Origin of the sequence: Amycolatopsis sp. NPDC059235 (assembly GCF_042754125.1) — a bacterium.
Classification (GTDB): Bacteria; Actinomycetota; Actinomycetes; order Mycobacteriales; family Pseudonocardiaceae; genus Amycolatopsis; species Amycolatopsis albidoflava.
In genome coordinates, this window is sequence record NZ_JBHZAG010000006.1 from 16,866 (window position 1) to 38,751 (window position 21,886).

General features: G+C 69.4%; 19 protein-coding genes. 10 read left to right on the forward strand and 9 right to left on the reverse strand.

Annotation, left to right across the window (positions count from 1 at the left end; translation table 11 throughout):
• Positions 1 to 179 precede the first annotated feature (179 nt).
• Complete coding sequence (locus ACFXI3_RS05905) at positions 180 to 1,316, forward strand: FAD-dependent oxidoreductase (RefSeq protein ID WP_378398286.1); 1,137 nt, start codon at positions 180 to 182, stop codon at positions 1,314 to 1,316.
• Here the strand turns inward: ACFXI3_RS05905 and ACFXI3_RS05910 are convergent.
• Genes ACFXI3_RS05910 through ACFXI3_RS05925 form a run of 4 tightly spaced genes read right to left on the reverse strand, consistent with a single transcriptional unit; the run spans position 1,303 to position 4,626 of the window.
• On the reverse strand, positions 1,303 to 2,241 hold the full coding sequence (locus ACFXI3_RS05910; protein WP_378398288.1) for a GNAT family N-acetyltransferase: 939 nt from the start codon (positions 2,239 to 2,241) through the stop codon (positions 1,303 to 1,305). The genes ACFXI3_RS05905 and ACFXI3_RS05910 overlap by 14 nt on opposite strands.
• 12 nt (positions 2,242 to 2,253) lie before the next feature.
• Complete coding sequence (locus ACFXI3_RS05915) at positions 2,254 to 2,931, reverse strand: aspartate/glutamate racemase family protein (protein ID WP_378398289.1); 678 nt, start codon at positions 2,929 to 2,931, stop codon at positions 2,254 to 2,256.
• Positions 2,928 to 3,932: a D-cysteine desulfhydrase gene (locus ACFXI3_RS05920; protein WP_378398291.1), complete on the reverse strand. Its 1,005-nt coding sequence runs from the start codon at positions 3,930 to 3,932 to the stop codon at positions 2,928 to 2,930. Before ACFXI3_RS05920 ends, ACFXI3_RS05915 begins: the two co-directional genes overlap by 4 nt.
• A 37-nt stretch (positions 3,933 to 3,969) precedes the next feature.
• Positions 3,970 to 4,626 carry a helix-turn-helix domain-containing protein gene (locus ACFXI3_RS05925; RefSeq protein ID WP_344279740.1) on the reverse strand — a complete coding sequence of 219 codons (657 nt, stop codon included), beginning with the start codon at positions 4,624 to 4,626 and terminating at the stop codon, positions 3,970 to 3,972.
• A 133-nt stretch (positions 4,627 to 4,759) separates the two neighbouring features.
• On the opposite strand from ACFXI3_RS05925, the gene ACFXI3_RS05930 reads away from it, so the two are divergent.
• Complete coding sequence (locus ACFXI3_RS05930) at positions 4,760 to 6,625, forward strand: FAD-binding monooxygenase (protein WP_378398292.1); 1,866 nt, start codon at positions 4,760 to 4,762, stop codon at positions 6,623 to 6,625.
• Between the two features lie 3 nt (positions 6,626 to 6,628).
• Here the strand turns inward: ACFXI3_RS05930 and ACFXI3_RS05935 are convergent, their stop codons facing one another.
• Both ACFXI3_RS05935 and ACFXI3_RS05940 read right to left on the reverse strand, forming a co-directional pair.
• Positions 6,629 to 8,065, reverse strand: coding sequence for an alpha/beta hydrolase (locus ACFXI3_RS05935; RefSeq protein WP_378398293.1), 1,437 nt, complete (start codon positions 8,063 to 8,065; stop codon positions 6,629 to 6,631).
• A gap of 73 nt (positions 8,066 to 8,138) precedes the next feature.
• On the reverse strand, positions 8,139 to 9,293 hold the full coding sequence (locus ACFXI3_RS05940) for an epoxide hydrolase family protein (RefSeq protein WP_378398295.1): 1,155 nt from the start codon (positions 9,291 to 9,293) through the stop codon (positions 8,139 to 8,141).
• A gap of 83 nt (positions 9,294 to 9,376) precedes the next feature.
• On the opposite strand from ACFXI3_RS05940, the gene ACFXI3_RS05945 reads away from it, so the two are divergent.
• The 5 genes from ACFXI3_RS05945 to ACFXI3_RS05965 all read left to right on the forward strand — a co-directional run bounded on the left by ACFXI3_RS05945 (position 9,377) and on the right by ACFXI3_RS05965 (position 14,553).
• The gene (locus ACFXI3_RS05945; RefSeq protein WP_378398296.1) at positions 9,377 to 9,952 is read left to right on the forward strand and encodes a CGNR zinc finger domain-containing protein; all 576 of its coding nucleotides are present in this window, start codon (positions 9,377 to 9,379) and stop codon (positions 9,950 to 9,952) included.
• 107 nt (positions 9,953 to 10,059) lie between these two features.
• Complete coding sequence (locus ACFXI3_RS05950) at positions 10,060 to 12,177, forward strand: 2Fe-2S iron-sulfur cluster-binding protein (protein WP_378398297.1); 2,118 nt, start codon at positions 10,060 to 10,062, stop codon at positions 12,175 to 12,177.
• Positions 12,178 to 12,305: 128 nt separating this feature from the next.
• A complete protein-coding gene (locus tag ACFXI3_RS05955; protein ID WP_378398299.1) occupies positions 12,306 to 13,103 on the forward strand; it encodes a helix-turn-helix transcriptional regulator in 798 nt (265 codons plus the stop codon).
• Positions 13,104 to 13,135: 32 nt separating this feature from the next.
• Positions 13,136 to 14,251 (forward strand): WD40/YVTN/BNR-like repeat-containing protein, encoded by a 1,116-nt coding sequence (locus tag ACFXI3_RS05960; RefSeq protein ID WP_378398301.1) that lies wholly within the window; start codon positions 13,136 to 13,138, stop codon positions 14,249 to 14,251.
• Positions 14,248 to 14,553 carry a MoaD/ThiS family protein gene (locus tag ACFXI3_RS05965; RefSeq protein ID WP_275291770.1) on the forward strand — a complete coding sequence of 102 codons (306 nt, stop codon included), beginning with the start codon at positions 14,248 to 14,250 and terminating at the stop codon, positions 14,551 to 14,553. Before ACFXI3_RS05960 ends, ACFXI3_RS05965 begins: the two co-directional genes overlap by 4 nt.
• Before the next feature lie 652 nt (positions 14,554 to 15,205).
• Here ACFXI3_RS05965 and ACFXI3_RS05970 read toward each other — a convergent pair.
• A complete protein-coding gene (locus ACFXI3_RS05970) occupies positions 15,206 to 15,544 on the reverse strand; it encodes a DUF3140 domain-containing protein (RefSeq protein WP_378398302.1) in 339 nt (112 codons plus the stop codon).
• 5 nt (positions 15,545 to 15,549) lie between these two features.
• Positions 15,550 to 16,338 carry a FadR/GntR family transcriptional regulator gene (locus ACFXI3_RS05975; protein WP_378398303.1) on the reverse strand — a complete coding sequence of 263 codons (789 nt, stop codon included), beginning with the start codon at positions 16,336 to 16,338 and terminating at the stop codon, positions 15,550 to 15,552.
• Positions 16,339 to 16,392: 54 nt separating this feature from the next.
• Between ACFXI3_RS05975 and ACFXI3_RS05980 the strand changes: the two genes are divergently transcribed.
• The gene (locus tag ACFXI3_RS05980) at positions 16,393 to 19,176 is read left to right on the forward strand and encodes an FAD-binding and (Fe-S)-binding domain-containing protein (RefSeq protein WP_378398304.1); all 2,784 of its coding nucleotides are present in this window, start codon (positions 16,393 to 16,395) and stop codon (positions 19,174 to 19,176) included.
• A 9-nt stretch (positions 19,177 to 19,185) separates the two neighbouring features.
• On the opposite strand, the gene ACFXI3_RS05985 is transcribed toward ACFXI3_RS05980, so the two are convergent.
• On the reverse strand, positions 19,186 to 19,863 hold the full coding sequence (locus ACFXI3_RS05985) for a GntR family transcriptional regulator (RefSeq protein ID WP_378398305.1): 678 nt from the start codon (positions 19,861 to 19,863) through the stop codon (positions 19,186 to 19,188).
• Between the two features lie 231 nt (positions 19,864 to 20,094).
• Between ACFXI3_RS05985 and ACFXI3_RS05990 the strand changes: the two genes are divergently transcribed.
• On the forward strand, positions 20,095 to 20,970 hold the full coding sequence (locus tag ACFXI3_RS05990; protein ID WP_378398306.1) for a MaoC family dehydratase N-terminal domain-containing protein: 876 nt from the start codon (positions 20,095 to 20,097) through the stop codon (positions 20,968 to 20,970).
• Positions 20,971 to 21,036: 66 nt separating this feature from the next.
• The gene (locus ACFXI3_RS05995; RefSeq protein ID WP_378398308.1) at positions 21,037 to 21,855 is read left to right on the forward strand and encodes an enoyl-CoA hydratase/isomerase family protein; all 819 of its coding nucleotides are present in this window, start codon (positions 21,037 to 21,039) and stop codon (positions 21,853 to 21,855) included.
• Positions 21,856 to 21,886 lie beyond the last annotated feature (31 nt).

Consider the following 21,886-nt stretch of genomic DNA (forward strand, 5'->3'; position numbering starts at 1 on the left):
ACCCAGCCTAGGCGGAAATCGGCCCTTGACAATCCGCTTCCGGAAAAAGCTATGGTGGCCCCAGGACGTCGAAAGCCACAGCCCGGTAGGTAGTCCGGGCGGCGCGCAGCGCTCGTACTCGCACCCCTCCGGTGCGTCCAGCACGTCCCCTTGCTCCGTATCCAGAAGGGGAATTCGCTGTGCCTGGAAAACTTCGCGTCCTGATCATCGGCGCCGGTGTCGGCGGGCTCGCGCTCGCCCAGGGATTGCACCGCGCCGGGATTGCCGTCACAGTCCGCGAACGCGATGCCTCAGCCGTCGGCCGCTTGCAGGGGTATCGCCTGCGAATCGACTCGAACGGCCTCGACGCGCTCGACCGGCTGCTCCCGCCGAGGCTCAGCCAGGCGGTGTGGGATGCCAGTTCGACGCCGTCGCGTGCCAACTTCCTCAACGGGACGCAGCCGCCCGAGCCGGTCGAGCGGAATGTCTCGATCAACCGGCTCACGCTGCGCGAGATCCTCCTGCACGGGCTGGACGACGTCGTCGAGTTCGGCCGCGAGTGCACCGGCTACCACGTGGACGACACCGTCACCGCGACCTTCGCGGACGGATCCACCGCGTCCGCCGATGTCCTGGTCGCCGCGGATGGCGTGAATTCCGTGCTACGACGGCAATATCTGCCGCACGCACGCGTGGTCGACACCGGCATCCGCATCATGTACGGCCGCTTCCCGCTCACCCGCGAAACCGCCGAACTCATCCCCGACGAGTGGTTCGGCATCTACCGCGGGCTCCTCGGCCCGGACAACCTGCACGTCGGAATCGCCCCGGTGCACTCCCGGCGGCCCGCGTCGCTGCCCGGCCTCACCGACACCAGCGATTACGTGATGTGTCTGCTCGCCGCCCGCACCGAACTGCTGCCGTACTCCGACGACGAACTCCGCGCCGCCACCGGACTTGAGTTGCGGAACATGACGGTTTCCTTGGCGCGCGAATGGAATCCGAAAGCGAGCGAACTGCTGTCCCTCGCCGATCCCGAGACGCTGTTCCCCATCTTCATGCGCACCAGCGTGCCGATCGAGCCCTGGCCGACCACCCCAGTGACCCTGCTCGGCGACGCGATCCACGCGATGAGCCCAGCGGTCGGCGTCGGCGCGAACATCGCTCTGCGCGACGCTGAACTGCTCGCCGAGAAGCTCACCGAGGCCGGTGCCGATCCCCTGCCGGCACTGCGAGAGTACGAAACGGCGATGATCGGCTACGGCTTCGACGCGGTCCGGACGTCGGCGAAGTTCGGGGCGCTGCGGATGGGACAGCCTCCGCTCACGCCGGCTTGAGCAGCGGCACGTCCCGCGAAATCTCGCTGAACCCGACGCTGTAATAAAGCCCCCGCGCCGACGGATGTCCAGGTGCGCCAAGGCAAGCGACCGTCGCGTGGGCAGCGCCGGCTGCCCGCGCGCGGTCCATGCCGTGCAGGAGCATCGCGCGGCCCAGTCCGAGCCGGCGGTAATCCGGGTGGGTGCCGACCGGCTCGAATTCGGCGGTCTTGTTCGCCTCGTCGAGCCACATGATCGTGGACGCCGCCATCGTCCCGTCCGGTGCTTCGACCAGGAAGTGCAGGTCGCCGCGGTACGCCGGGGTCGCGCGCACGCCTTCGTAGCTTTCCAGCGTGTACGCGGTGACGCCCCAGGCATCGACATGAGCCTGGACAGCCGCCTCCGGTCCGGCCTCGGCGGCGGTGCGGAAGCGGAATCCGTCCGGCAGCACCGGTGTTTCGAGCACCTCGAGGTCGCGTTCGTTCAGCTGTGTCCACGATCCGGTGTCGCCGAGGCTGTCCGGATCGGGCCCGTAGCCGTGCGCTGCCCAGCGTTCCAGGCCGAACTCGTCCGCCGCCCCGGGAAGCACGGTGCGTTCGAGGCCGTCCGCGGTGGCGTCGAACCAGTCGATCACCTCGTCGACCAGCGCCGCGTGATCCGGATGGACTTGATAGGCCAGATAAGCGCCGGTGACGTCTTTGACTGAGCCGTCGTTGAGCCGCACGCTCCGGGGCAGCTGCGCCCAGCCCCACGCGACGAGGTCGTCGCCGGCGAACCAGAGGCGACGGACCCAGCTCGCGCCCTGCGCGGCGTGCCCCTTGCCCCAGTTCCACGCCAGCTCGCCGTAGGCCGCGTCGCTGTTGACGAGGTCCTGGCGGACGGCGGTGACTCGCTGCGCGAGCTCCTGCATGAGCAGCACATCCGCGGCGGTCAGCAGATCAGTCATTCTCGGACTCTGTCAGGCGGGCGGCCGGGCGTCGACCGGTTTTCCGCCGCAGGCGCGGATCACCGCGTCGGCGAGCAGGTCCGTCGGATCGAGCACCCCGGACGCCTGCCTTGCCGCCAGCGGAAGTTCCGTGCACGCCAGCACGGTCAACGGCGCGTCAACGTCGGCAAGCGCCCGGTCGAAATGCGCCGTTCCGCTCGCCAGGTCGCCGCGCTTCACCGCCGCGACCGCCGCGTCGACTTCCCGCTGCCCTGCTTCGGACGGCAGCACCCACTCGACCCCGGGCACGCCCCGTTGGTAGAGCCCGGCGGCGATCGTCCCGCGAGTGCCGAGCAGCCCGACCGGACCCGTGCGTCCGGCGAGGAATTTCGCCGTCTCCGCGATCATGTCCACGAACGGCACCCCACTTGCCGCAGCCAGCCGCGGCAGGAAGAAATGCGCGGTGTGGCACGGAATCGCAATCGCGGAAGCGCCGAGATCGCGGAGTTTCTCCGTCCCGGCAAGCAAAGCCGGATACGGGTCGGTGCTCCCGTCGAGCACGGCGGCGACCCGGTCCGGCACGGTCGGATCCGCCCAGATCGCCACCCGCAGGTGGTCCTGGTCGCGCTCCGCGGCCGTCCGCGCGATGAGTTTCGCGTAGAACTCCGCAGTCGCCGCCGGGCCCATTCCGCCGAGGATGCCCGCGATCACTGGAAGGTCGACCGGTAGCCGAACAGCCCCACAGCACCGCCGGTGTGCACGAACACGACGGTGTCGGTCGCGGCGAACCGGCCTTCCCCGATCTCGCCGAGCAGGCCGGCGAATCCCTTCCCCGAGTACACCGGGTCCAGCAGGATTCCTTCGGTCTCGGCGAGCAGCCGCACCGCGTCCACCATGGACTGCGTCGGCACGCCGTAGCCCTCGCCGACCCAGCGGTCGTCCACGAGCACGTCGTCGCGGGACACCTCGGCGCCGATCAGCTCGGCGGTCCGGGCGGCCAGCCCGTGCACCGCGTCGATCTGCCGCGCTTCCGGCTGCCGCACGCTGACGCCGAGCACCCGCGCGGGACTGTGCACCGCGCGCAACCCGGCGACCAGCCCGGCCTGCGTGCCGGTGCTGCCGGTCGCGTGCACGACCCAGTCGACCGGAACCGGCGCGGCGTCCAGCTCCAGCGCGCACTGGACGTAGCCGAGCGCGCCGATCGGATTCGACCCGCCGCCCGGGATCACGTACGGCCGCCGCCCCTGCGCGCGCAGCTTCTCGGCGACCGTCTCCATCGCCGCTGACATATCGGTTCCGGCCGGTACCCGGTCCACGATCTCCGCCCCGAGCAGTTCGTCGAGCAGCACGTTGCCGGAGTTCTCGTACTCCTCGTCGCGCACCTGACGTTGTTCCAGCAGCAATTTGCAGCTCAGCCCGGCGCGCGCGGCGGCCGCGGCGGTCTGCCGGGCGTGGTTGGACTGCGTCGCGCCCTGGGTGATCAGCGTGTCGGCACCCTGCGCCAGCGCGTCGCCGACGAGGAATTCCAGCTTCCGCGTCTTGTTGCCGCCGGTCGCCAATCCGGTGCAGTCGTCGCGTTTGATCCAGAGGTCCGGAACGTCCCGATGGCGTTCGCGCAGCCGCGCGGTGAGCCGTTCCAGCGGTTCGAGCGGCGTCGGGAAGTGTCCGAGCGGGAAGCGGGCGAAGCGCGTCGTCTGTACCACGGACGCCATCGTGCTTCCCGGGACCGGCCGCTGTCCACCGCGTCCACTACGGATGCAGCTCGGCGCGGATCTCCTGCGCCGCCTGCGCCAGCCGCGCGCCGATCGCGGCGATATCAGCCGGACCGGTCAAATACACCACCGCCAGCGCCGCCGGATGCTGTCCGGGCACCGCGAGCGGCACCGCGATCGACGACAGCCCGGGGATCACCTCGTCATGGCTGGTTTCGTACGGCGCTTTTTCCCCGCGCAACTGCTGCAGGATCGCGCGGCCCGGTGCGCCGTCGGTGATGGGATGCCGACTGCCCGGCCGCTGCGCCACCGCCGCTGTCGCCTGTCGCGGTTCGACGCTGGCCAATGTGACCACGGAATCCTCGCCGTCGAGCGTCGCGAGGAACGCCGTCATGCCCAGTTCGTTCGCGAGCACGGTCAGCTCGGGCAACGCAGTGGACTGCAGATCGCGGGAAACGTTGCGCGCCAACGCCGCCAGCCTCGCTCCCAGCTCCAGCTCACCGTTCGCGCCGCGCACGATCAGGCCGTGGTCTTCGAGCGTGCGCACGATGCGATAGGTGATCGACCGATGCAGCCCGAGCCGCGAGGCCAGCTCGCCGATCGACAGCGGCGCGTCGGCCTCGGCGAGAACTTCCAGCGCGGTGAGCCCGCGCGACAACGTCTGCGACCCGGCCGCTTGCTTGGCTTCCGTCACGACTCGGTCCTTCCCCGCGGGGTCTTGTGCACCGGAGCGGCCCACCTTAGCATCGATGTACTCAATAATTGAACAACGAGTTCTATTATCGAACACGGTCCCCAGGGTGCTTCACAGCGAAGTGAGGAAACTTATGCAGTTCCACCACCACGGCTACGTTTCCGGCGAACCGCGCGTCCTGCCCGCCGCCGGAACCGGAATCGACCGGCCCGCGGAACTGCCGGACGAGGTCGACGTGCTGATCGTGGGCACCGGCCCGGCGGGCATGATCACCGCCGCGCAGCTGTCCCGGTACCCGGACGTCACCACGCGCATCGTCGAACGCCGCGGCGGAAGGCTCGAAGTCGGCCAGGCGGACGGGATCCAGGCGCGCAGCGTCGAAACCTTCCAGGCGTTCGGCTTCGCGAACCGGATCGTCGAAGAGGCGTACCGGATCACCACGATGTCGTTCTGGAAGCCCGATCCCACCGACCCGAAGCGCATCGTCCGGTCGTCGCGCGTGCCCGACGACCCCACCGGGATCAGCGAATTCCCGCACCTCATCGTGAACCAGGCCCGCGTGCAGGACTATTTCGCCGAGTACATGGCGAACTCGCCGAGCCGGATGACTCCCGATTTCGGCCTCGAATTCCAATCGCTGACCATTACCGAGGGCGACGAATATCCGGTTTCCGTGACGCTGCGCCACACCGTCGGCCCGCGTGCCGGCGAGGATCGCGTTGTCCGAGCCAAATACGTCGTCGGCTGCGACGGCGCACGCAGCGCGGTGCGCGAGTCGATCGGCCGGGAACTCGTCGGCGACCAGGCTTTGCACGCGTGGGGCGTGATGGACGTCCTCGCCGTCACCGATTTCCCGGACATCCGCACGAAATGCGCCATCCAGTCGCACGACGGCGGCAACATCCTGCTGATCCCCCGCGAAGGCGGCGCGCTGTTCCGGATGTACGTCGACCTGGGCGAGGTGTCCGAGGACGACCACGGAGCCGTCCGGAAGACGACGATCGACCAGATCATCGCGCGCGCCAACGCGATCATGCGTCCCTACACTGTGGACGTCAAGAACGTGGCGTGGCACAGCGTGTACGAGGTCGGCCACCGCCTCACCGACAAATTCGACGACGTCCCCGTCGGCGACCCCCGCTTGCCACGCGTCTTCATCACCGGCGACGCCTGCCACACGCACAGCGCGAAAGCCGGGCAGGGCATGAACGTCTCGATGCAGGACGGGTTCAACCTCGGCTGGAAACTCGGCCACGTCCTGGACGGCCGCGGTCCCGCTTCGCTGCTGGCCACCTATTCCGCGGAACGCCAGCTGATCGCGAAAAACCTCATCGACTTCGACAAGGAATGGTCGACGCTGATGGCGACCCGGCCGGAAGACCTCGCCGATCCGGCGGAACTGGAAGAGTTCTACGTGAAGACCTTCGAGTTCCCGTCCGGTTTCATGACGTGCTACCAGCCTTCGGAGCTCATCGCCTCGCCAGAACACCAGGACCTGGCAACGGGGTTCCCGATCGGCAAGCGCTTCAAGTCGGCTCCCGCCATGCGGGTCTGCGACGCCAACCTGGTCCACTTAGGACACCACGCGCAAGCCGACGGGCGTTGGCGCGTCTACGTTTTCGGACCCGCCGCCCCGGTCGCCGATTTCGCCGACTGGCTCGGGAATTCCCCGGACTCCCCGGTCGTGGCCCACACGCCGAAGAATCTGGACGTCGACGCCTGGTTCGACGTGAAAGCGATCTACCCGCAGCCGTACGAGGAAATCGATCTCGGCGAGGTCCCGGAAATCTTCCTGCCCCGCACCGGTCCCTTCTCGCTGATCGACTACGAGAAGGTCTACGCGGCAGATCCCGCGGACGACATCTTCGCCGCCCGCGGGATCTCGCCGGACGGTGCGGTCGTAGTGGTCCGGCCGGACCAGTACGTCGCGAACGTCCTCCCTCTCACCGGCACCGCCGAGCTGGCCGCGTTCTTCGCCCCGATCTTCAGCGCCGGATAGCCGTCAGGAACGCTCGGCCGGGCAGAAGCGGTCCCGCGCCGGGAAGTCCCCGCCGACCAGGTACGCCGTCGTCGTGTCGTTCAGGCAGTTGTTCGCGCCAGCGCCATACGCGACGTGTCCGCCCTGGTCGGCGGTGACCATCCGGGCCCGGGAGCCGAACGCCCATCGCGTGCGCAAGGCCCCGGGCAACGGCGTCGCCGGGTCGCGGAGGTTCTGCACCATCAGCACGTCAGCAGGTCCGTCGCCAGTGATCCGGACCTTCTTCTCCACCGGCGCGGGCCAGTACGCGCACGCCCGGATATTGGCGGCGTAGGCGCCGTACATCGGATACCGCGCCCGGTCGACCTCGACATTGCGCTGATACGTCCGCACCGACGTCGGCCACTGCGAATCACCGCAGATCACCCCGAGGTAGCCGACCGGGAAGCTGCCGCGATCCCCCGCCTTCGCCGCGACGGCTCCGGGAAGCGGCTGGTGCGTGTCGAGGAGATGCCAATACGTGGCAAGCTCTTTGAAGCTGCTGTCGTTCCGGAGCTCTCCCGACGTGAAGCCGCGGAACGCTGTCCCGTCGAACCCGGACTCCGGCTTCTCGTCCAGCCGATCCGCCAGCTCGTAGTACTTCGCCGTCACCGCCGCCGGAGTGGCGCCGAGACGGTACTCCTGGTCATGCTTCGCTGCGTACTTCGCGAAGTCGGGAAACCGCAATTGGAAACCCATGCCTTGCGCCCGCAATGCCTCGACGTCGTATCCCTCCGGCGGCAAACTGCTGTCCAGGACCACTCGATCGCTGCGCTCCGGGAACAAGGTCGTGTACACCGCCCCGAGATAGGTGCCATACGACTCCCCGTAATAGGAAACCTTGTTTTCTCCCAAGGCTTCCCGCACCCGGTCCATGTCCCGCGCCGTGTTGGCGGTGGTGATGAACGGCAGCAGGTCGGCAGTCTCCGAGCTGGTGCACTGCTGGGCGATCCGCTCCGCCAGCGCGGCGGATTTCGCCACCTCCGCCGGATTGTGCGGATAAGGCGGGTTGGCCGCGAGCGCCTTGTCCGCGTCGTCCAGCCCGCAGGTCAGGCCCGCGCTGGAGCCGATCCCGCGCGGGTCGAATCCGACGATGTCATAGCTGTCCCGCACCGCCTGCGGAAACGGCTGCACCACCGGGACGCGCAACCCGGCCAAGCCCGGACCGCCGGGATTGACCAGCAGCACCCCGCGCCGTTTCTCCGGTTTCGCCGCGGACAGCCGGGACACCGCGATGTCGATCTTCCGCCCGTCCGGATGCCGGTAGTCCAGCGGAACGGCCACCGTCGAGCACTGCAGGCCAGGCAGTTGACCACCGCCTGGACAGGCACCCCACCGTAACGGCCCGGCCGACGCGGGCGCCGCCGACACCACCGACACCATCGCCGCGACCGCAAGCGCGACCGGCATGATCTTTCGCATTCAGCTCTCCTCTGCGGATCGGAGTTGCTGATTCACCACACCAGCCGACAGCGCGCCGGACCCCTGCCATTTGTCACCCCCGCAGCACCGCGGCCAGCCCCTCCCGCAGATCCCGGACGAAAAACCCCGGCACCTCGAGCGACGGGAAATGCCCGCCCCGTTCCGGCTCCCGCCAGCGGACGATCTGCCGGAACCGCTCCCGCGCCCAAGGACGCGGGGTCTTCTCGGTGTCACGGGGATACATGGTGACGGCCGCCGGAACGTCCACCCGGAGCTCCGGATCCAGCGAATTGTGGCTCTCGTAATAGATCCGGGCCGCCGACGCACCGGACCGGGTCAGCCAATACAACGTGACGTCGTCGAGCACGCGATCGCGGGACATCGTCTCGAATGGACTGTCCTCGGTGTCCGACCACTCCGCGAACTTGTCCACCAGCCAGGCAAGCAGCCCGACCGGCGAGTCGACGAGCGAGTACCCGATGGTCTGCGGCCTGGTAGCCTGCTGCTTCGCGTACGCCGCGCGATGCCGCCAGAAGTGCCGGGTCTCCTCGGTCCACCTGCGCTCGTCCGCCGTCAGCCCGTCCGTCGACAGTCCGGGCGGCCCTTCCGCGAACAAGGTGTGGACACCCAGAACCCGTTCCGGGAACCGGCCGGCGAGAACCGTGGTGATATTGCCGCCCCAGTCACCGCCGTGCGCCAAGAACTCGCGGTACCCGAGCCTCCCCATCAACTCGACCCACGCGGCCGCGATCTTTTCCGTCCCCCAGCCCGTGGTGGTCGGTTTGTCGCTGTACCCGAAGCCCGGCAACGACGGCACCACAACGTGAAACGCCGGCGCGGCGGCGTCGTCCGGGTCCGCCAGTTCGTCCACCACATCGACAAACTCCGCGACACTGCCCGGCCACCCGTGCGTCAAGATCAGCGGAGTCGCGTCCGCGCGCGGGGACCGGCGGTGCAGGAAATGGATTCCCAGGCCGTCGATCACGGTGCGGAACTGGCCGATCCGGTCAAGGCGATCCTCGAACGCTCGCCAGTCGTACCCAGTGCGCCAGTAGTTCACGAGATCGACCAGATCAGCGAGCGGCACACCCTGGTCCCATCGGCGGGATCCGTGCACAGTCTCGGCCTCCGGAAGCCTCGCCGCGGCCAGCCGAGCCCGCAGATCGTCGAGGTCAGCGTCGGTCGCACGGGCTTCGAACGCGTGTACTTCGCTGGTCAGCGCGGTCATGAGTCCTCCTCGGTCGGATTGGAACCGGCTAAGACGGTTCTAACAGCCGCCCACGTCCGAGCGCAACCGGCTAAGCTGGTTCCATGCCTTCCGCGTTCCCCGACTTCCGCCTTGGCACCGTGCTCGCGACGAGTTTCACCGCGACCCTGACCGAGCGCCGCGGCGATGCCGTCGAGCGCATTCCGGTGCCGCAGCGACTCGTCGATTGGCTGGCGGTGAGCGGTCTCGCCGTGGGCTCCTGCACCGCTGACCAGCTCGAACTCGCCAAGGAACTGCGGGAGTCGATTCACGCCGCCGCGACCGCGGCCGCACTCCACGAGGCCCTTCCCGCGTCCGCCGTCCAGGTCATCAACGACCGAAGTGCCCAGGGCCGCGCCGCAGCCGTCCTGACACCCGACGGCGAGCGACGGTGGCAACTCAGCTCCGCGACCGCCGTCGAGGACGCCCTCGGCGTGATCGCGGCCGACGCGATCAGCGTCATCTCAGGCGAACGCGACGGAAAACTGGCCCTGTGCGCCTCGCCGACCTGCCAAGCCGCTTTCTTCGACACCAGCCAGAGCCGCACCCGTCGCTGGTGCGACATGAACACGTGCGGGAACCGGCAGAAGAAGGCGCGCTTCAACGCCAACCAGCGCAAGGGTGCCAAAGCAGCGGAGTGACCCTCGGAATGTGAGCAACCAGCACGGCTGATCCGCCCTGAACACCGGTTTCGGGCGGCTGCGAAAGCGAGTAGCCGAAGACCCGAGCTAAAGCTCACAATAGAGCTATGACCAGCGAAAATCTGGCGACTGCGGCCAGCCGGATGACCACCGTCGAGGAGCTGGAAGCCGCCATCGGCCGCCCCGGCGCGGCAATCATGCTGAAGCAGCTCGACCACCTCGGCGAAGGCTGCGAAACGATCCTCGCGCACTCCCCGTTCGCCGGGTGCGGCTACCGAACCGCCGACCGCACCTGGCACAGCACGTTCGTCGGCGGATCACCCGGCTTCCTGCACGCCCGCTCCCCCACGCAGATCTCCTTCGCATTGCCCGCCAACGCCCCGGCACCAGCGATCGACCACGGCATTTCCTTCGTAATCCTCCTGCCTGGCATCGGCGAAACCCTGCGGCTCAACGGAATCGTCGCGGCGACAGAACGCCGCGAAACGGTAGTGCGCATCAACGAGGTGTACGTCCACTGTGGACGTTGCGTCTTCCGCTCCAAACTCTGGCAACCACGACCAGTGCGCGCCGCGCCGCCGGCCCCCGCGATGACCGAAGGCCCGCTGGCGCGACCCGATATCGCCGATTTCCTCGCCCGCGCCCCGTTTCTGATCCTCACCACTGGCGACGCGGCAGGCGGAAGCGACACCAGCCCGCGCGGCGACCACCCCGGTTTCGCGCACATTGTCGACGGCCACACCATTCTGCTGCCGGACCGCAACGGCAACAAACGAGCCGACACCGCCCGCAATCTGCTCCAGGAACCGGATCTCGCCCTCGCCGCGCTTGTCCCAGGCCGCACCGATGTCCTGCAGCTGCGGGGCACCGCATCCCTCACCAACGATCCAGCGCTGCTGGAACCCCTGTCCCTGCGCGGAAATCTCCCCCAAGCCGCATTGCTGATCGACGTGACGAACGCCGAACTGGTTGCCAGCGAGGCAATCGAACGCTCGCGACTGTGGCATCCGGAGGCCCACGTCGACCGCGCCGAGGTGCCGGACCTGATGGCGCTGGCGGTGAAACACGCGTCACTCGGCACCGCGGCCGGTGCGCCGCCGGGTTTCCTGCTCGCCTTTCTCGCGAGGTTTCCGAAATTGATCCGATTCGGCATCAACCGGGGTTATCGCAGCCAACTCGACGACGAAGGCTACGCCGATTCCGCGGTGGCGCCCGACCGTCCGCTGCGAACTGTGCGCGTTTCCGAAATCCGCCGGGAAACCCCGCAGGCGGTGACCGTCGCACTGGAGGACGGGGCGCGGTTCGATTTCCGTCCCGGCCAGTTCTTCACGCTTGTCGCCGATCTTGACGGCAAGCCGGTGCGCCGGGCCTACTCCGCGTCAGGCGTCCCCGGAAAGAAGCGGCTCGAAGTAACCGTGAAACGGGTCGGCGACGGCCGCTTCTCCTCTTACCTTCACGACCGCCTGCAGGTCGGCGACCGCCTGTCGGTGCGCGGCCCGTCCGGCTCGTTCCGTCCCGATCCGCGCGCCGACCTGGTGCTGATCGCCGCGGGCAGCGGAATCACGCCGATGATGAGCGTCCTGCGCACGCGGCTTTCGCGGCCGGGCCGCAGCCGGATCTCGCTGCTGTACGCGAGCCGGTCCGAGGAGGAAACCATCTTCGCCGCTCAACTGGCCCGGCTGCGGCGACGGCACCCGCGACGGTTGCGGATCACGCACGTACTGTCGCGTCCGGACTCCGGCTGGACGGGCGAACGCGGGCGGATCGACGAGGAGTTGCTGCGCCGCTGGCTGGGCGACGCTTCTCCGACGGCCGAGTACTGCGTCTGCGGGCCCGAGCCGCTGATGGCCATGGCCCGTGGGGTGGTCGCCGGACTGGGTGTGCCGGAGGGGCGATTCCACGAAGAGCGGTACACCAGCGGTGCTGCTGATCCGGCGGACATGAGCACCGAACAGCAGGAGATGGTGGTCGAGAACGTCGGCTCGGCCACGGTCGAACCTGGGGCCACCCTGCTCGACGCGGGCCTCGCCGCCGGGCTGCCGATGCCGTACTCGTGCACCGTCGGAAACTGCGGCGAATGCCTGGTCCGGCTGCGTTCCGGCGAGGTCGCGACGAAACAGCCGAATTGCCTCACGCCGCGACAGCGGGCGGACGGCTATGTGCTCGCCTGCGTCAGCTGCCCTCGTTCGGCGGTCGTCATCGATATCGAAGACGACCCGCGGTAACTCGTCGGCGACTGCCGGCTCGATCGCGTCAACCGCTCACGCCGTTGTCATCGACCGGGAAGGCGGCGAACACCCGGAATTGTCGGTCCCCCGATTTACCATGACCGCACATCCGAGGAGGTGTGCACATGCGGGACGCCGTGCTCGAGGCGGCGAGGTTCCTGGCCGCCGGACGCACCCGGCAGCTCACGCTCGAGGACGTGGCCGACCACGTCCGGTACAGCCCGTTCCACCTGGCGCGCGCGTTCGAGCGGGAGATCGGCCTGCCGCCGGGGAAGTTCCTTGCCGCGCAACGGTTCCAGCTCGCCAAGGAGCTGCTGCTGGACACCGGCGAGAAGGTGGTCGACATCTGCCACGAGGTCGGGTTCTCCGCGCCGGGCACCTTCACCACGCGCTTCACCGCGGCGGTCGGGGTGAGCCCGCACCGGTTCCGGCTGCTGCCCGGCCTCCTCTCCGAGCACCCGCCGGAACCGGTGCGGGTGGCGGGCCCGGACTGCGCGGGCGGGGCGGTCACCGGCCGCGCGCTGCTGAGCCCGGCCGCGGTCGCCGCGCTCGACGGGGCGCCCGCGGTGTACGTCGGGCTGTTCGCCGGGTCGTCGGCGCGCGGCGTCCCGGTCAGCGGCTCGCTGCTCGGGCCGGACCTGGAGTTCACGCTCGTCGACGTCCCGCCCGGCGTCTACCGGCTGCTGGCCTGCGCGCTGCCGTCGGCGGGCGATCCGCGCGCGCAGCTCGCGCCGAGCGTGCAGGCGGTCGGGTCGGCCGCGCGCCCGGTGCGGATCCGGGCCGGGCCGGTGCCGCTGCGCCAGGACGTCCGGCTGGACGTCGCGCCCGCGTGGTCGCCTCCGGTCCTGGTCGCGCTGCCGCCGCTGGCGTCGGAGGGAGCGCAAGAATGGAGAGGCGGCTCCCGGCTGGCGAGATTAGGTTGAACCAGGTCACAGCCCGTTGTCAGGGAGAAAGCATGCCTGGAGTTCGAGTACTGGTCGGCACCCGCAAGGGCGCGTTCATCCTCACCTCGGACGAGGGCCGCACGCGCTGGGAGGTCGACGGCCCGCACTTCGGCGGCTGGGAGGTCTACCACCTCGCCGGCTCGCCCGCGGACCCGGACCGGCTGTACGCGTCGCAGTCCACGTCGTGGTTCGGGCAGCTGATCCAGCGCTCCGACGACGGCGGGAAGACCTGGAACCAGGTCGACCACGAGTTCGTCTACGAGGGCGGCGCGGGCGAGCACCTCTGGTACGACGGAACGCCGAAACCGTGGGAGTTCACGCGGATCTGGCACCTGGAGCCGTCGCTGACCGACCCGGACACGGTGTACGCGGGCGCGCAGGACGCGGCGCTGTACCGCAGCACCGACGGCGGGAAGAGCTGGCGGGAGCTCACCGGGCTGCGCAAGCACACGTCCGGGCCGGGCTGGCAGCCGGGCGCGGGCGGGCTGTGCCTGCACACGATCATCCTCGATCCGCGGAACTCGAAGCGGATGTTCACCGCGATCTCCGCCGCGGGAGCGTTCCGCAGCGACGACAGCGGCGAAACCTGGCAGCCGATCAACCGCGGCCTGCACTCCGAGGGCATCCCGGACCCGGACGCCGAGGTCGGCCATTGCGTGCACCGCCTCGCCTTGCACCCGTCGCGGCCGGACGTGCTGTTCATGCAGAAGCACTGGGACGTGATGCGCTCGGACGACGCGGGCGACAACTGGCGCGAGATCAGTGGCAACCTGCCGAGCGACTTCGGCTTCCCGATCGCGGTGCACCCGCACGAACCGGAAACGGTGTACGTGGTCCCGATCCGCAGCGATTCGGAGCACTATCCGCCGGAAGGCAAGCTGCGCGTGTACCGCAGCCGCACCGGCGGCGACGAGTGGGAACCGCTCACCCACGGCCTGCCGCAAGAAAACTGCTACGTGAACATCCTGCGCGACGCGATGGCCGTCGACTCCCTCGACGAGGCAGGCATCTACTTCGGCACCACCGGCGGCCAGGTCTACGCGTCGAACGACGCGGGCGAAAGCTGGGCCCCGATCGTCCGCGACCTGCCCGCGGTGTGCTCGGTCGAGGTGCAGACCCTGCGATGACCACCGTCGTCCGCGTCAAGCTGCCCACGCACCTGCGCCGCCTGGCGAAGGTCGAGGGAGAGATCCAGCTGCCGGTCGAGGACCCGCCGACGCGGGACGCCCTGCTGGACGCACTGGAACACGCCTACCCCCAGCTGCGCGGCACAGTCCGCGACACGACCACCGGCAAACGCCGGGCGTTCGTCCGGTTCTTCGCCTGCGAGGAAGACCTGTCGAACACCGCCCCGGACACCGCCCTGCCCGCCCCGGTCCTGTCCGGAGCCGAACCGTTCCTGATCATCGGAGCCATGGCAGGCGGCTGACCAAGAACCACCGGCCGAGGGGAAGAACCCCGAGCCTCGGTGCGTCCCGGGGGCGCACCGAGGCCCGGGGCTTACGCGTGTTGGGCTGGGTCTTGCCGGGTTCCTTGGGACCGGAGCCGCTGCCGCCGAGGCCGGTCGCCGCCGAACTGGGCACGGCTGACTGCTCGCGCCAGGCCCGACGCGCTGAAGCCCCTCGCGCCGAGCCCGAGCAGGTCCCGGGCGCACCAAGGCCAGGGGCTTGCACGTGTTGGGCCGGGTCTTGCCGGGTTCCCTGGCTCCGGAGCCGCTGCCGCCGAAGCCAGTCGCCGCCCAACCGAGCACGGCTGACCACTCACGCCAGGCCCGGCGCGCTCAAGCCCCTCGCACTGATCCCGAGCGCGCCCACCCGAGCCGGACCCCCGCCAGCTCCCCCAGCCACCAAAGCCCACTGCCGCCAGGGCCGGTTGGCCGCCAACTCAAGCCCGGCCCGGCAGACCGGCCGAGCCAAGCCCGTCCCGCCGAGCGCCAACGGGTTCTCGCTGGGCCGGGTGCCCACTGTGGCTCGAGGTAACCCGTGCGTCGTTCGGTGCATCCCACGCACCGAACGCAACGTCGAGGCGAACCGAAGGAACCGACGCCGCACAGCCAGCCGTCCCGTCGAACCCAGCCAGGATCAGTCCCGCACCGGTTTCACCGGGTCATGCCCCAGCGACATCAGCCCCTGCCGCCATCCCGCATCCCCCGCCACCGGTTCCAGATCATCCCGGCGCGAGGCGTGCACCCGGTCCACCACATCGCGCATCACCTCGACATCACGCTCGTTCACATCCGACCGGCGTTTGCCCAGGATCGACAGCACCTGACGGCCGGTAGCAGGCCCCGCCTGGTCCGGGAGCGGTTCGGTTTCCGGGCCGGTCTCGCGGGTGCGCAGCCAGTCCGCCAGCTCCCGCGAGGTCATGTTCACCACCCGGTGGAATTCCGTCCACAGGTCGTCGTCCACGTGCGCGGCCACCTCGATCACCTCCCGGAGTCGTCGGTGGCCCGGTTACCCGGACCGCGCGAGGGCAAACCCGGCGGCGTCGAGTCCACATAGGACACATAGGACCGGGCCCGCGCGGCGATGCGCGCCAGTGCGGCGCATCCTGGCTCCGGAACCCCGGCCCGGACCGCCGACGCGATTGCCCGGTGGTCCTCCCATGACCGGGAAAGGTCGCCGTGTTCCGTGAGTTCTTCGAGGAGCCGGTCGGCCATCAGGCGGCGCAGCGGGACGCGGATCGCGAGCATGCTGCGCAGCAGGATCCGGTTGTGCGCGGCTTCGGCCAGCGCGACGTGGAATTTCGCATCCGCTTCCAGGAAGAGGTCCCGGTCGGTCAGAACCAGAGCCATCCGGTCGACCAAATCCGTCAAGACCGCCAGTTCGGCGGCGGTCCGGCGGCGGGCGGCCAGGGCGATGATGGTCGATTCGATCGCTTCCCCGGCCTCGACCAGCTCGCGATACTCCGCCGCGTCCGAAGCGCCCAGCTGCCACGGGACGAACCGGGTCGCCGAGGGTTCCAGCACGAACGTTCCGACGCCCTGGCGCGTCTCGACCCAGCCGCGCGCCTGCAGCGTCCGGACTGCCTCTCGGACGGTCAGCATCGACACCCCGGCCGACGCCGCGAAGTGCCGCAGCGACGGGAGCGCGGTCCCGGGAGGCCATTCGCCGCCGAGGATTTTGCGGGTCATCTCTTCGACCAGCGAATCCACCACGCTCACCCGCCGCACCCGGGCAAGTTCCGGCGGCGGTCCCCTCCGTCCCGAGGTCATCGCGCCAGCGTACGGATTGACGGCACTGTTTCAAACACCTAAATTCAAGCCGGGATGTCCACCGAAAACGATCTGCTCGCCGACCTCCGCGCGAACGTTCGCGGCGAGGTCCACGCCGACGTCCGCCGTCGCGCGGAATACTCCACGGACGCGTCCAACTACCGCGTCGTCCCGCAGGTCGTCGTCCTGCCGAGGGAAACCGAGGACGTTCTCGCGGCCCTCGAGATCGCCCGCCGCCACGGCGTTCCCCTGACCAGCCGCGGCGGGGGCACGTCGGTCGCGGGCAACGCGATCGGGCCGGGAGTGGTCGTCGACTTTTCGCGGCATCTCCACCGCATTGTCGACCTCGACCCGAGGGCGCGGACCGCGGTCGTCCAGCCCGGCGTCGTCCTCGCCGACCTCCAGCGCGCCGCCGCGCCGCACGGGCTGCGGTTCGGTCCCGACCCGTCCACGCACGCCCGCGCGACGCTCGGCGGCATGATCGGCAACAACGCCTGCGGGCCGCACGCGATCGCCTACGGCCGGACCGCGGACAACGTTCGCGAGCTGAGCGTGGTCGACGGCACCGGACGGCAGTTCACCGCCGGTCAGTCCGGCGCGGTGCCGGGCCTCGCCGAGCTGATCGACACCCGGCTCAGCTTGCTGCGCACCGAATTCGGCCGGTTCAGCCGGCAGGTCTCCGGCTACTCGCTCGAGCACCTGCTGCCGGAGAACGGCCGATCGCTCGCCCGCGCGCTGGTCGGCACCGAAGGCACCCTGGCGGTCACGCTGGAAGCGACCGTCGACCTGGTCGACATCTCCCCCGCGCGGCTGCTGGTCGTGCTCGGCTACCCGGACATGGCGACGGCTGGCGACGTCGTGCCCGGGCTGTTGCCGCACCGGCCGCTGGCTGTCGAAGGGCTCGACGCACGGCTGGTCGACCTCGTGCGCCACCATCGCGGCAACGTGCCCGCGTTTCCGGACGGCGGCGGCTGGCTGATGATCGAAGTCGGCGGCGAGACCGAAACCGAGGCCCGCTACAACGCCGAGCGTCTCGTCAAAGACTCCCAAGCACTCGATCACGTCGTGCTGACGCAAGGAGCCGAGGCCGCCGCCATGTGGCGGATCCGCGAGGACGGAGCCGGACTCGCGGGCCGGACTCCCACCGGCGAGCAGGCGTGGCCAGGCTGGGAGGACGCCGCCGTCCCGCCCGAACGGCTCGGCGCGTATCTGCGGGATTTCGACGCTCTCCTGGACGAATACGGCCTTGAAGGACTCCCGTACGGCCACTTCGGCGACGGCTGCGTGCACGTCCGGCTCGGGCTGCCGCTCGAACAGGACGCGTCGGTGTTCCGTGCGTTCATGACCGCCGCCGCGGATCTGGTCGTCGGTTACGGCGGCTCGTTCTCCGGCGAGCACGGCGACGGCCGGGCACGCGGCGAACTGCTGCCGAAGATGTACTCGGCCGAAACGATCGAACTGTTCGGTGCGGTCAAAGACCTCTTCGATCCCGGCGACCTCCTCAACCCGGGCGTCGTCGTCCGGCCGCACCCGCTCGACGCGGATCTCCGCCGCCCGCAAGCACATCCGCTTCCGGTCGTCGCGGGCGGATTTTCCTTCTCCCACGACGGCGGAGACTTCACCCGCGCCGTGCACCGCTGCGTCGGAGTCGGGAAATGCCGCGCCGACAACCGGGCGGCCGGCGGCTTCATGTGCCCGTCCTATCTCGCCACCCGCGACGAGAAGGACAGCACTCGCGGACGCGCCCGCGTGCTGCAGGAGGTCGCGAACGGCTCGCTGGTGTCGGGATGGTCGGACGACGCGGTGCGCGAATCGCTCGATCTTTGCCTGTCCTGCAAGGCCTGCGGCAGCGACTGTCCGGCCGGAGTGGACCTGGCACAGTACAAATCCGAAGCACTGCACCGGAAATACCGGCACAAGATCCGCCCCGTTTCGCATTACACTCTGGGTCGGTTGCCGGACTGGATCCGCTTGCTGCACCGGATCCCGGTGCTCGGCCCCCTCGTCGTCAACGCCCTGATGTCGCTCCGCCCGGTCGAGAAGGTCCTGTTAGCACTGTCCGGAGTGGACACTCGTCGGCGGGCGCCGAGGTTCGCCCGCCGCTCGTTCACCCGGTCCCGGCGAAGGATTCGCGAGCAGGGGCCGGAAGTCGTGCTGTGGGCGGATTCCTTCTCGGACGGCATGGACACCGAGGTCGCCGAAGCGGTCGCGGCCGTGCTCGCCGACGCCGGGTACCGCGTGCTCGTCCCGCCGCGGCGGCCGTGCTGCGGGCTCACCTGGATCACCACCGGCCAGCTCGACGCCGCCCGCCGGAAGCTCCGCGATCTCGTGCACACGCTGCGCCCCTACGCGCAGGCCGGGCTCCCGATCGTCGGCGTCGAGCCGTCGTGCACCGCCGTCCTGCGGTCCGATCTGCTCGATCTGTTCCCCGGCGATCCGGACGCGAAAACGGTCTCCGCCGCCGTCACGACGCTCTCCGAACTCCTCGCCAAGACAGCCGGCTGGCAAGCACCCGACCTGTCCGGCGTCAAAGTGGTCGCGCAGCCGCATTGCCACCATCATTCGGTTATGGGCTTCGAGGCCGACCACGCCCTGCTCGCCGCTACCGGCGCGGAACTGCACACTCTCGCCGGATGTTGCGGCCTGGCCGGAAACTTCGGCATGGAACGCGGCCATTACGACGTCTCCGTCGCGGTGGCGGAGAATGCGCTGCTTCCGGCCTTGCGCGACAACCCGGACGCGGTCTTCCTCGCCGACGGTTTCTCCTGCCGGACGCAAGCCGATCAGCTGGCCGGAGTGCGCGGTGTCCACTTGGCACAGTTGCTGAAGCGGCGCTGACGCCAGGGATCAGTTGTCCCAGAAGCCCTGCTTCTCCAGCAAGGAGACCGCGCGCTCGCCGCCGTCCGAGAAGTGTTTCTCCACAATGGACCGAGCCCGCGAAGCCGACCGGGCGCTGAGCGCGTTCAGGATCTTCCGGTGGTCGTCGTGCGCCTTTTCCGGCCAGTCCTCGTGTGCCTCGTAAAACCCGTGCGTCACCGTTTTCGCGAGGATGCCCAGGATCGAGACCAGGCGGCGGGAATCGGCGGCGTAGTTGATCCTCCGGTGGAACTCGAAGTTCAGCCGTTCCTGTTCGCCGCGGTCCACTCCGGACTCCATCCGGTCCGCCAGATCGTGCAATGCCTGCAGGCTTTCCGGCGAAAGGTTCTTCGCCGCGCGCTCCGCCGCCAGACCGGAAACGAGGCCGAACACCCGGTAGTGATCGCGGATGTCGTCGCGCGTCATCCTCGCCACGAACGCGCCGCGGCGGGCGATGTGCTCCACCACGCCCTCGTGGTCGAGCGTGATCAACGCTTCCCGGACAGGCAGCTTGCTGATCCCGAGTTCGTCCGCCAGCGCCTCCTGGTCGATCTTCGCCCCGGCGCGCAATTGGCCGGAGAAGACCCGTCGCCGGATCTCGTGCGCGGCCAGCGCTTTCAGGTTCGCCGGACCGCTGCGGCGCAGTCCCGCGCCCGTGGTTTCGGGCATCGCCCCGGCCTCCCCCTCTGGCGGATGGTTGTCCAGATAAAGTATTACATAAGCCGCCCTGCTCAAGCCCGCCACCGACCATCCCGACCTGGCGGTCAAAAGTGGCCAGATGCTGCATGAACCCGAACGGACCGCGCCTCGCGCCCGCACCGAACCGAGCGGGACACCGGATCAGTCCTGATAAAGTATTCAGCCCGACTGCCTCGCCCCGAAACGAGACCCGAGGAACCCATGTCCGCACCGGAAGCCTGGGAACCGTACGCCGTCACCAGTGAAGAAGTGCTCGAACCCGGCCCGGTCGCCGCGCTGGCGGCGTTGTTCGACAACGGGCTTCCCGCGCCGGAAATAGACGACGAACTGCCGCCGCTGTGGCATTGGGTCGCGCTCGCGCGCTGGCCGGTGTCGTCGCGGCTCGGCCTCGACGGCCATCCGGCGCGCGGCGGTTTCCTGCCGCCGGTCGACCTGCCGCGGCGGATGTTCGCCGGCGGCGAGGTCGTGGCGCACCGCGCGCCGAAGGTCGGCGAGACCGTCCGCCGAAAATCCATTGTGGACTCGGTCACCGAAAAGCCTGGCCGTTCCGGGAAACTGGTGGTCGTCCAGGTGCGCACGGAACTGTCCGGAATGGACGGAACGCCGTACATCGAGGAGCGCCAGGACCTGCTCTACCGCGAGGCCGGGCCGCCCGCCGCGCCAGCGGTCCCGGAAACCGCCGCCGCACTCGAGCCAGTGGGGTCGCCGTTCCGCCGCACCGACGGGCAGAGCTGGGAATTCGTCACCGATCCGACGCTGCTGATGCGGTTCTCCGCGGCCACCGCGAACGCGCACCGCATCCACTACGACTGGCCGTACGCCACCCGCGTCGAGGGCTATCCCGGCCTGGTCGTGCACGGCCCGTTGATGTCGCTGGCGCTGGCCGAGGTGCTGCGGCTCGACTCCCCCGCCTCCCGGGTGCGCCGGATCAGCCACCGCAACCAGGCCCCGCTGTTCTGCGGACAGCCCGCGCAACTGCGGGCGAGCCCCGGCGCCCGTTCGGTCGCGCTCGACCTGCTCGGCCCCTCCGGCCCGAGCACCAGCCTCGCCGTCGAACTGTCCGAAGAAGGCACGTGATCTGGCGGCAGTGTCCGCGGCGATGGCAAGGTGGCGCAGGTGTTCCGGACGACGGAGGGAAGCTGAATGAGCCGCTACGCGCAGTTCGAGAACCTGCGGGTCGACGGACCGGACGAGGACGGCGTCATCGAACTCGTCCTCGACGCTCCGCATCTCAACGCGGTCAGCGAGGACGCGCACGGCGAACTCGCCGACATCTGGCGCGAATTCGACCGCGACCCCGACGTCAAAGCGGTCCTGCTGCGCGGCGAGGGCAAGGGGTTCTCCGCGGGCGGATCGTTCGACCTGGTCGAGAAGCTGGCGAACGACTTCGAGGCCCGTTCGCGGACCATGCGCGAGGCCCGCGACCTCGTCTACAACGTCATCGACTGCTCGAAGCCGACCGTCTCCGCGATCCACGGCCCGGCGGTCGGCGCGGGCCTGGTCGCCGGGCTGCTGTCGGACATCTCGGTGGCCGCCGCGAACGCCAAGATCATCGACGGCCACACCCGGCTCGGCGTGGCGGCAGGCGACCACGCGGCGGTGTGCTGGCCACTGCTGTGCGGGATGGCGAAAGCCAAGTACTACCTGATGACCTGCCGTCCGATGACCGGAGCGGAGGCCGAGCGGATCGGGCTCGTGTCGCTGTGCGTCGAGGAGGAGGCCGGGCTGCTGCCCACCGCGCGGGAGATCGCGCACGAGCTGGCCAACGGCGCGCCAAACGCGATCCGCTGGACGAAGCAGAGCCTCAACCTCTGGTACCGGCAGCTCGCGGGCGCGATTTTCGACTCCTCGCTGGCCCTGGAGTTCTACGGTTTCGCCGGTCCGGAGGTCCGCGAAGGGCTCGCCTCGCACCGCGAGCGGCGGAAGCCGGACTTCACCCGCGTGCACGACCGGGAGGACTGACCAAGCAGACGAGGCGGTCCGCAGGGAACCT

What these genes read in the sequence shown, in the direction of transcription:
- ACFXI3_RS05910 (WP_378398288.1), bottom strand. Translation starts at nt 2,241, where the DNA reads ATGACTGATCTGCTGACCGCCGCGGATGTGCTGCTCATGCAGGAGCTC.
- ACFXI3_RS05920 (WP_378398291.1), bottom strand. Translation starts at nt 3,932, where the DNA reads ATGGCGTCCGTGGTACAGACGACGCGCTTCGCCCGCTTCCCGCTCGGA.
- ACFXI3_RS05930 (WP_378398292.1), top strand. Translation starts at nt 4,760, where the DNA reads ATGCAGTTCCACCACCACGGCTACGTTTCCGGCGAACCGCGCGTCCTG.
- ACFXI3_RS05935 (WP_378398293.1), bottom strand. Translation starts at nt 8,065, where the DNA reads ATGCGAAAGATCATGCCGGTCGCGCTTGCGGTCGCGGCGATGGTGTCG.
- ACFXI3_RS05940 (WP_378398295.1), bottom strand. Translation starts at nt 9,293, where the DNA reads ATGACCGCGCTGACCAGCGAAGTACACGCGTTCGAAGCCCGTGCGACC.
- ACFXI3_RS05945 (WP_378398296.1), top strand. Translation starts at nt 9,377, where the DNA reads ATGCCTTCCGCGTTCCCCGACTTCCGCCTTGGCACCGTGCTCGCGACG.
- ACFXI3_RS05950 (WP_378398297.1), top strand. Translation starts at nt 10,060, where the DNA reads ATGACCAGCGAAAATCTGGCGACTGCGGCCAGCCGGATGACCACCGTC.
- ACFXI3_RS05955 (WP_378398299.1), top strand. Translation starts at nt 12,306, where the DNA reads ATGCGGGACGCCGTGCTCGAGGCGGCGAGGTTCCTGGCCGCCGGACGC.
- ACFXI3_RS05960 (WP_378398301.1), top strand. Translation starts at nt 13,136, where the DNA reads ATGCCTGGAGTTCGAGTACTGGTCGGCACCCGCAAGGGCGCGTTCATC.
- ACFXI3_RS05965 (WP_275291770.1), top strand. Translation starts at nt 14,248, where the DNA reads ATGACCACCGTCGTCCGCGTCAAGCTGCCCACGCACCTGCGCCGCCTG.
- ACFXI3_RS05975 (WP_378398303.1), bottom strand. Translation starts at nt 16,338, where the DNA reads ATGACCTCGGGACGGAGGGGACCGCCGCCGGAACTTGCCCGGGTGCGG.
- ACFXI3_RS05980 (WP_378398304.1), top strand. Translation starts at nt 16,393, where the DNA reads ATGTCCACCGAAAACGATCTGCTCGCCGACCTCCGCGCGAACGTTCGC.
- ACFXI3_RS05985 (WP_378398305.1), bottom strand. Translation starts at nt 19,863, where the DNA reads ATGCCCGAAACCACGGGCGCGGGACTGCGCCGCAGCGGTCCGGCGAAC.
- ACFXI3_RS05990 (WP_378398306.1), top strand. Translation starts at nt 20,095, where the DNA reads ATGTCCGCACCGGAAGCCTGGGAACCGTACGCCGTCACCAGTGAAGAA.
- ACFXI3_RS05995 (WP_378398308.1), top strand. Translation starts at nt 21,037, where the DNA reads ATGAGCCGCTACGCGCAGTTCGAGAACCTGCGGGTCGACGGACCGGAC.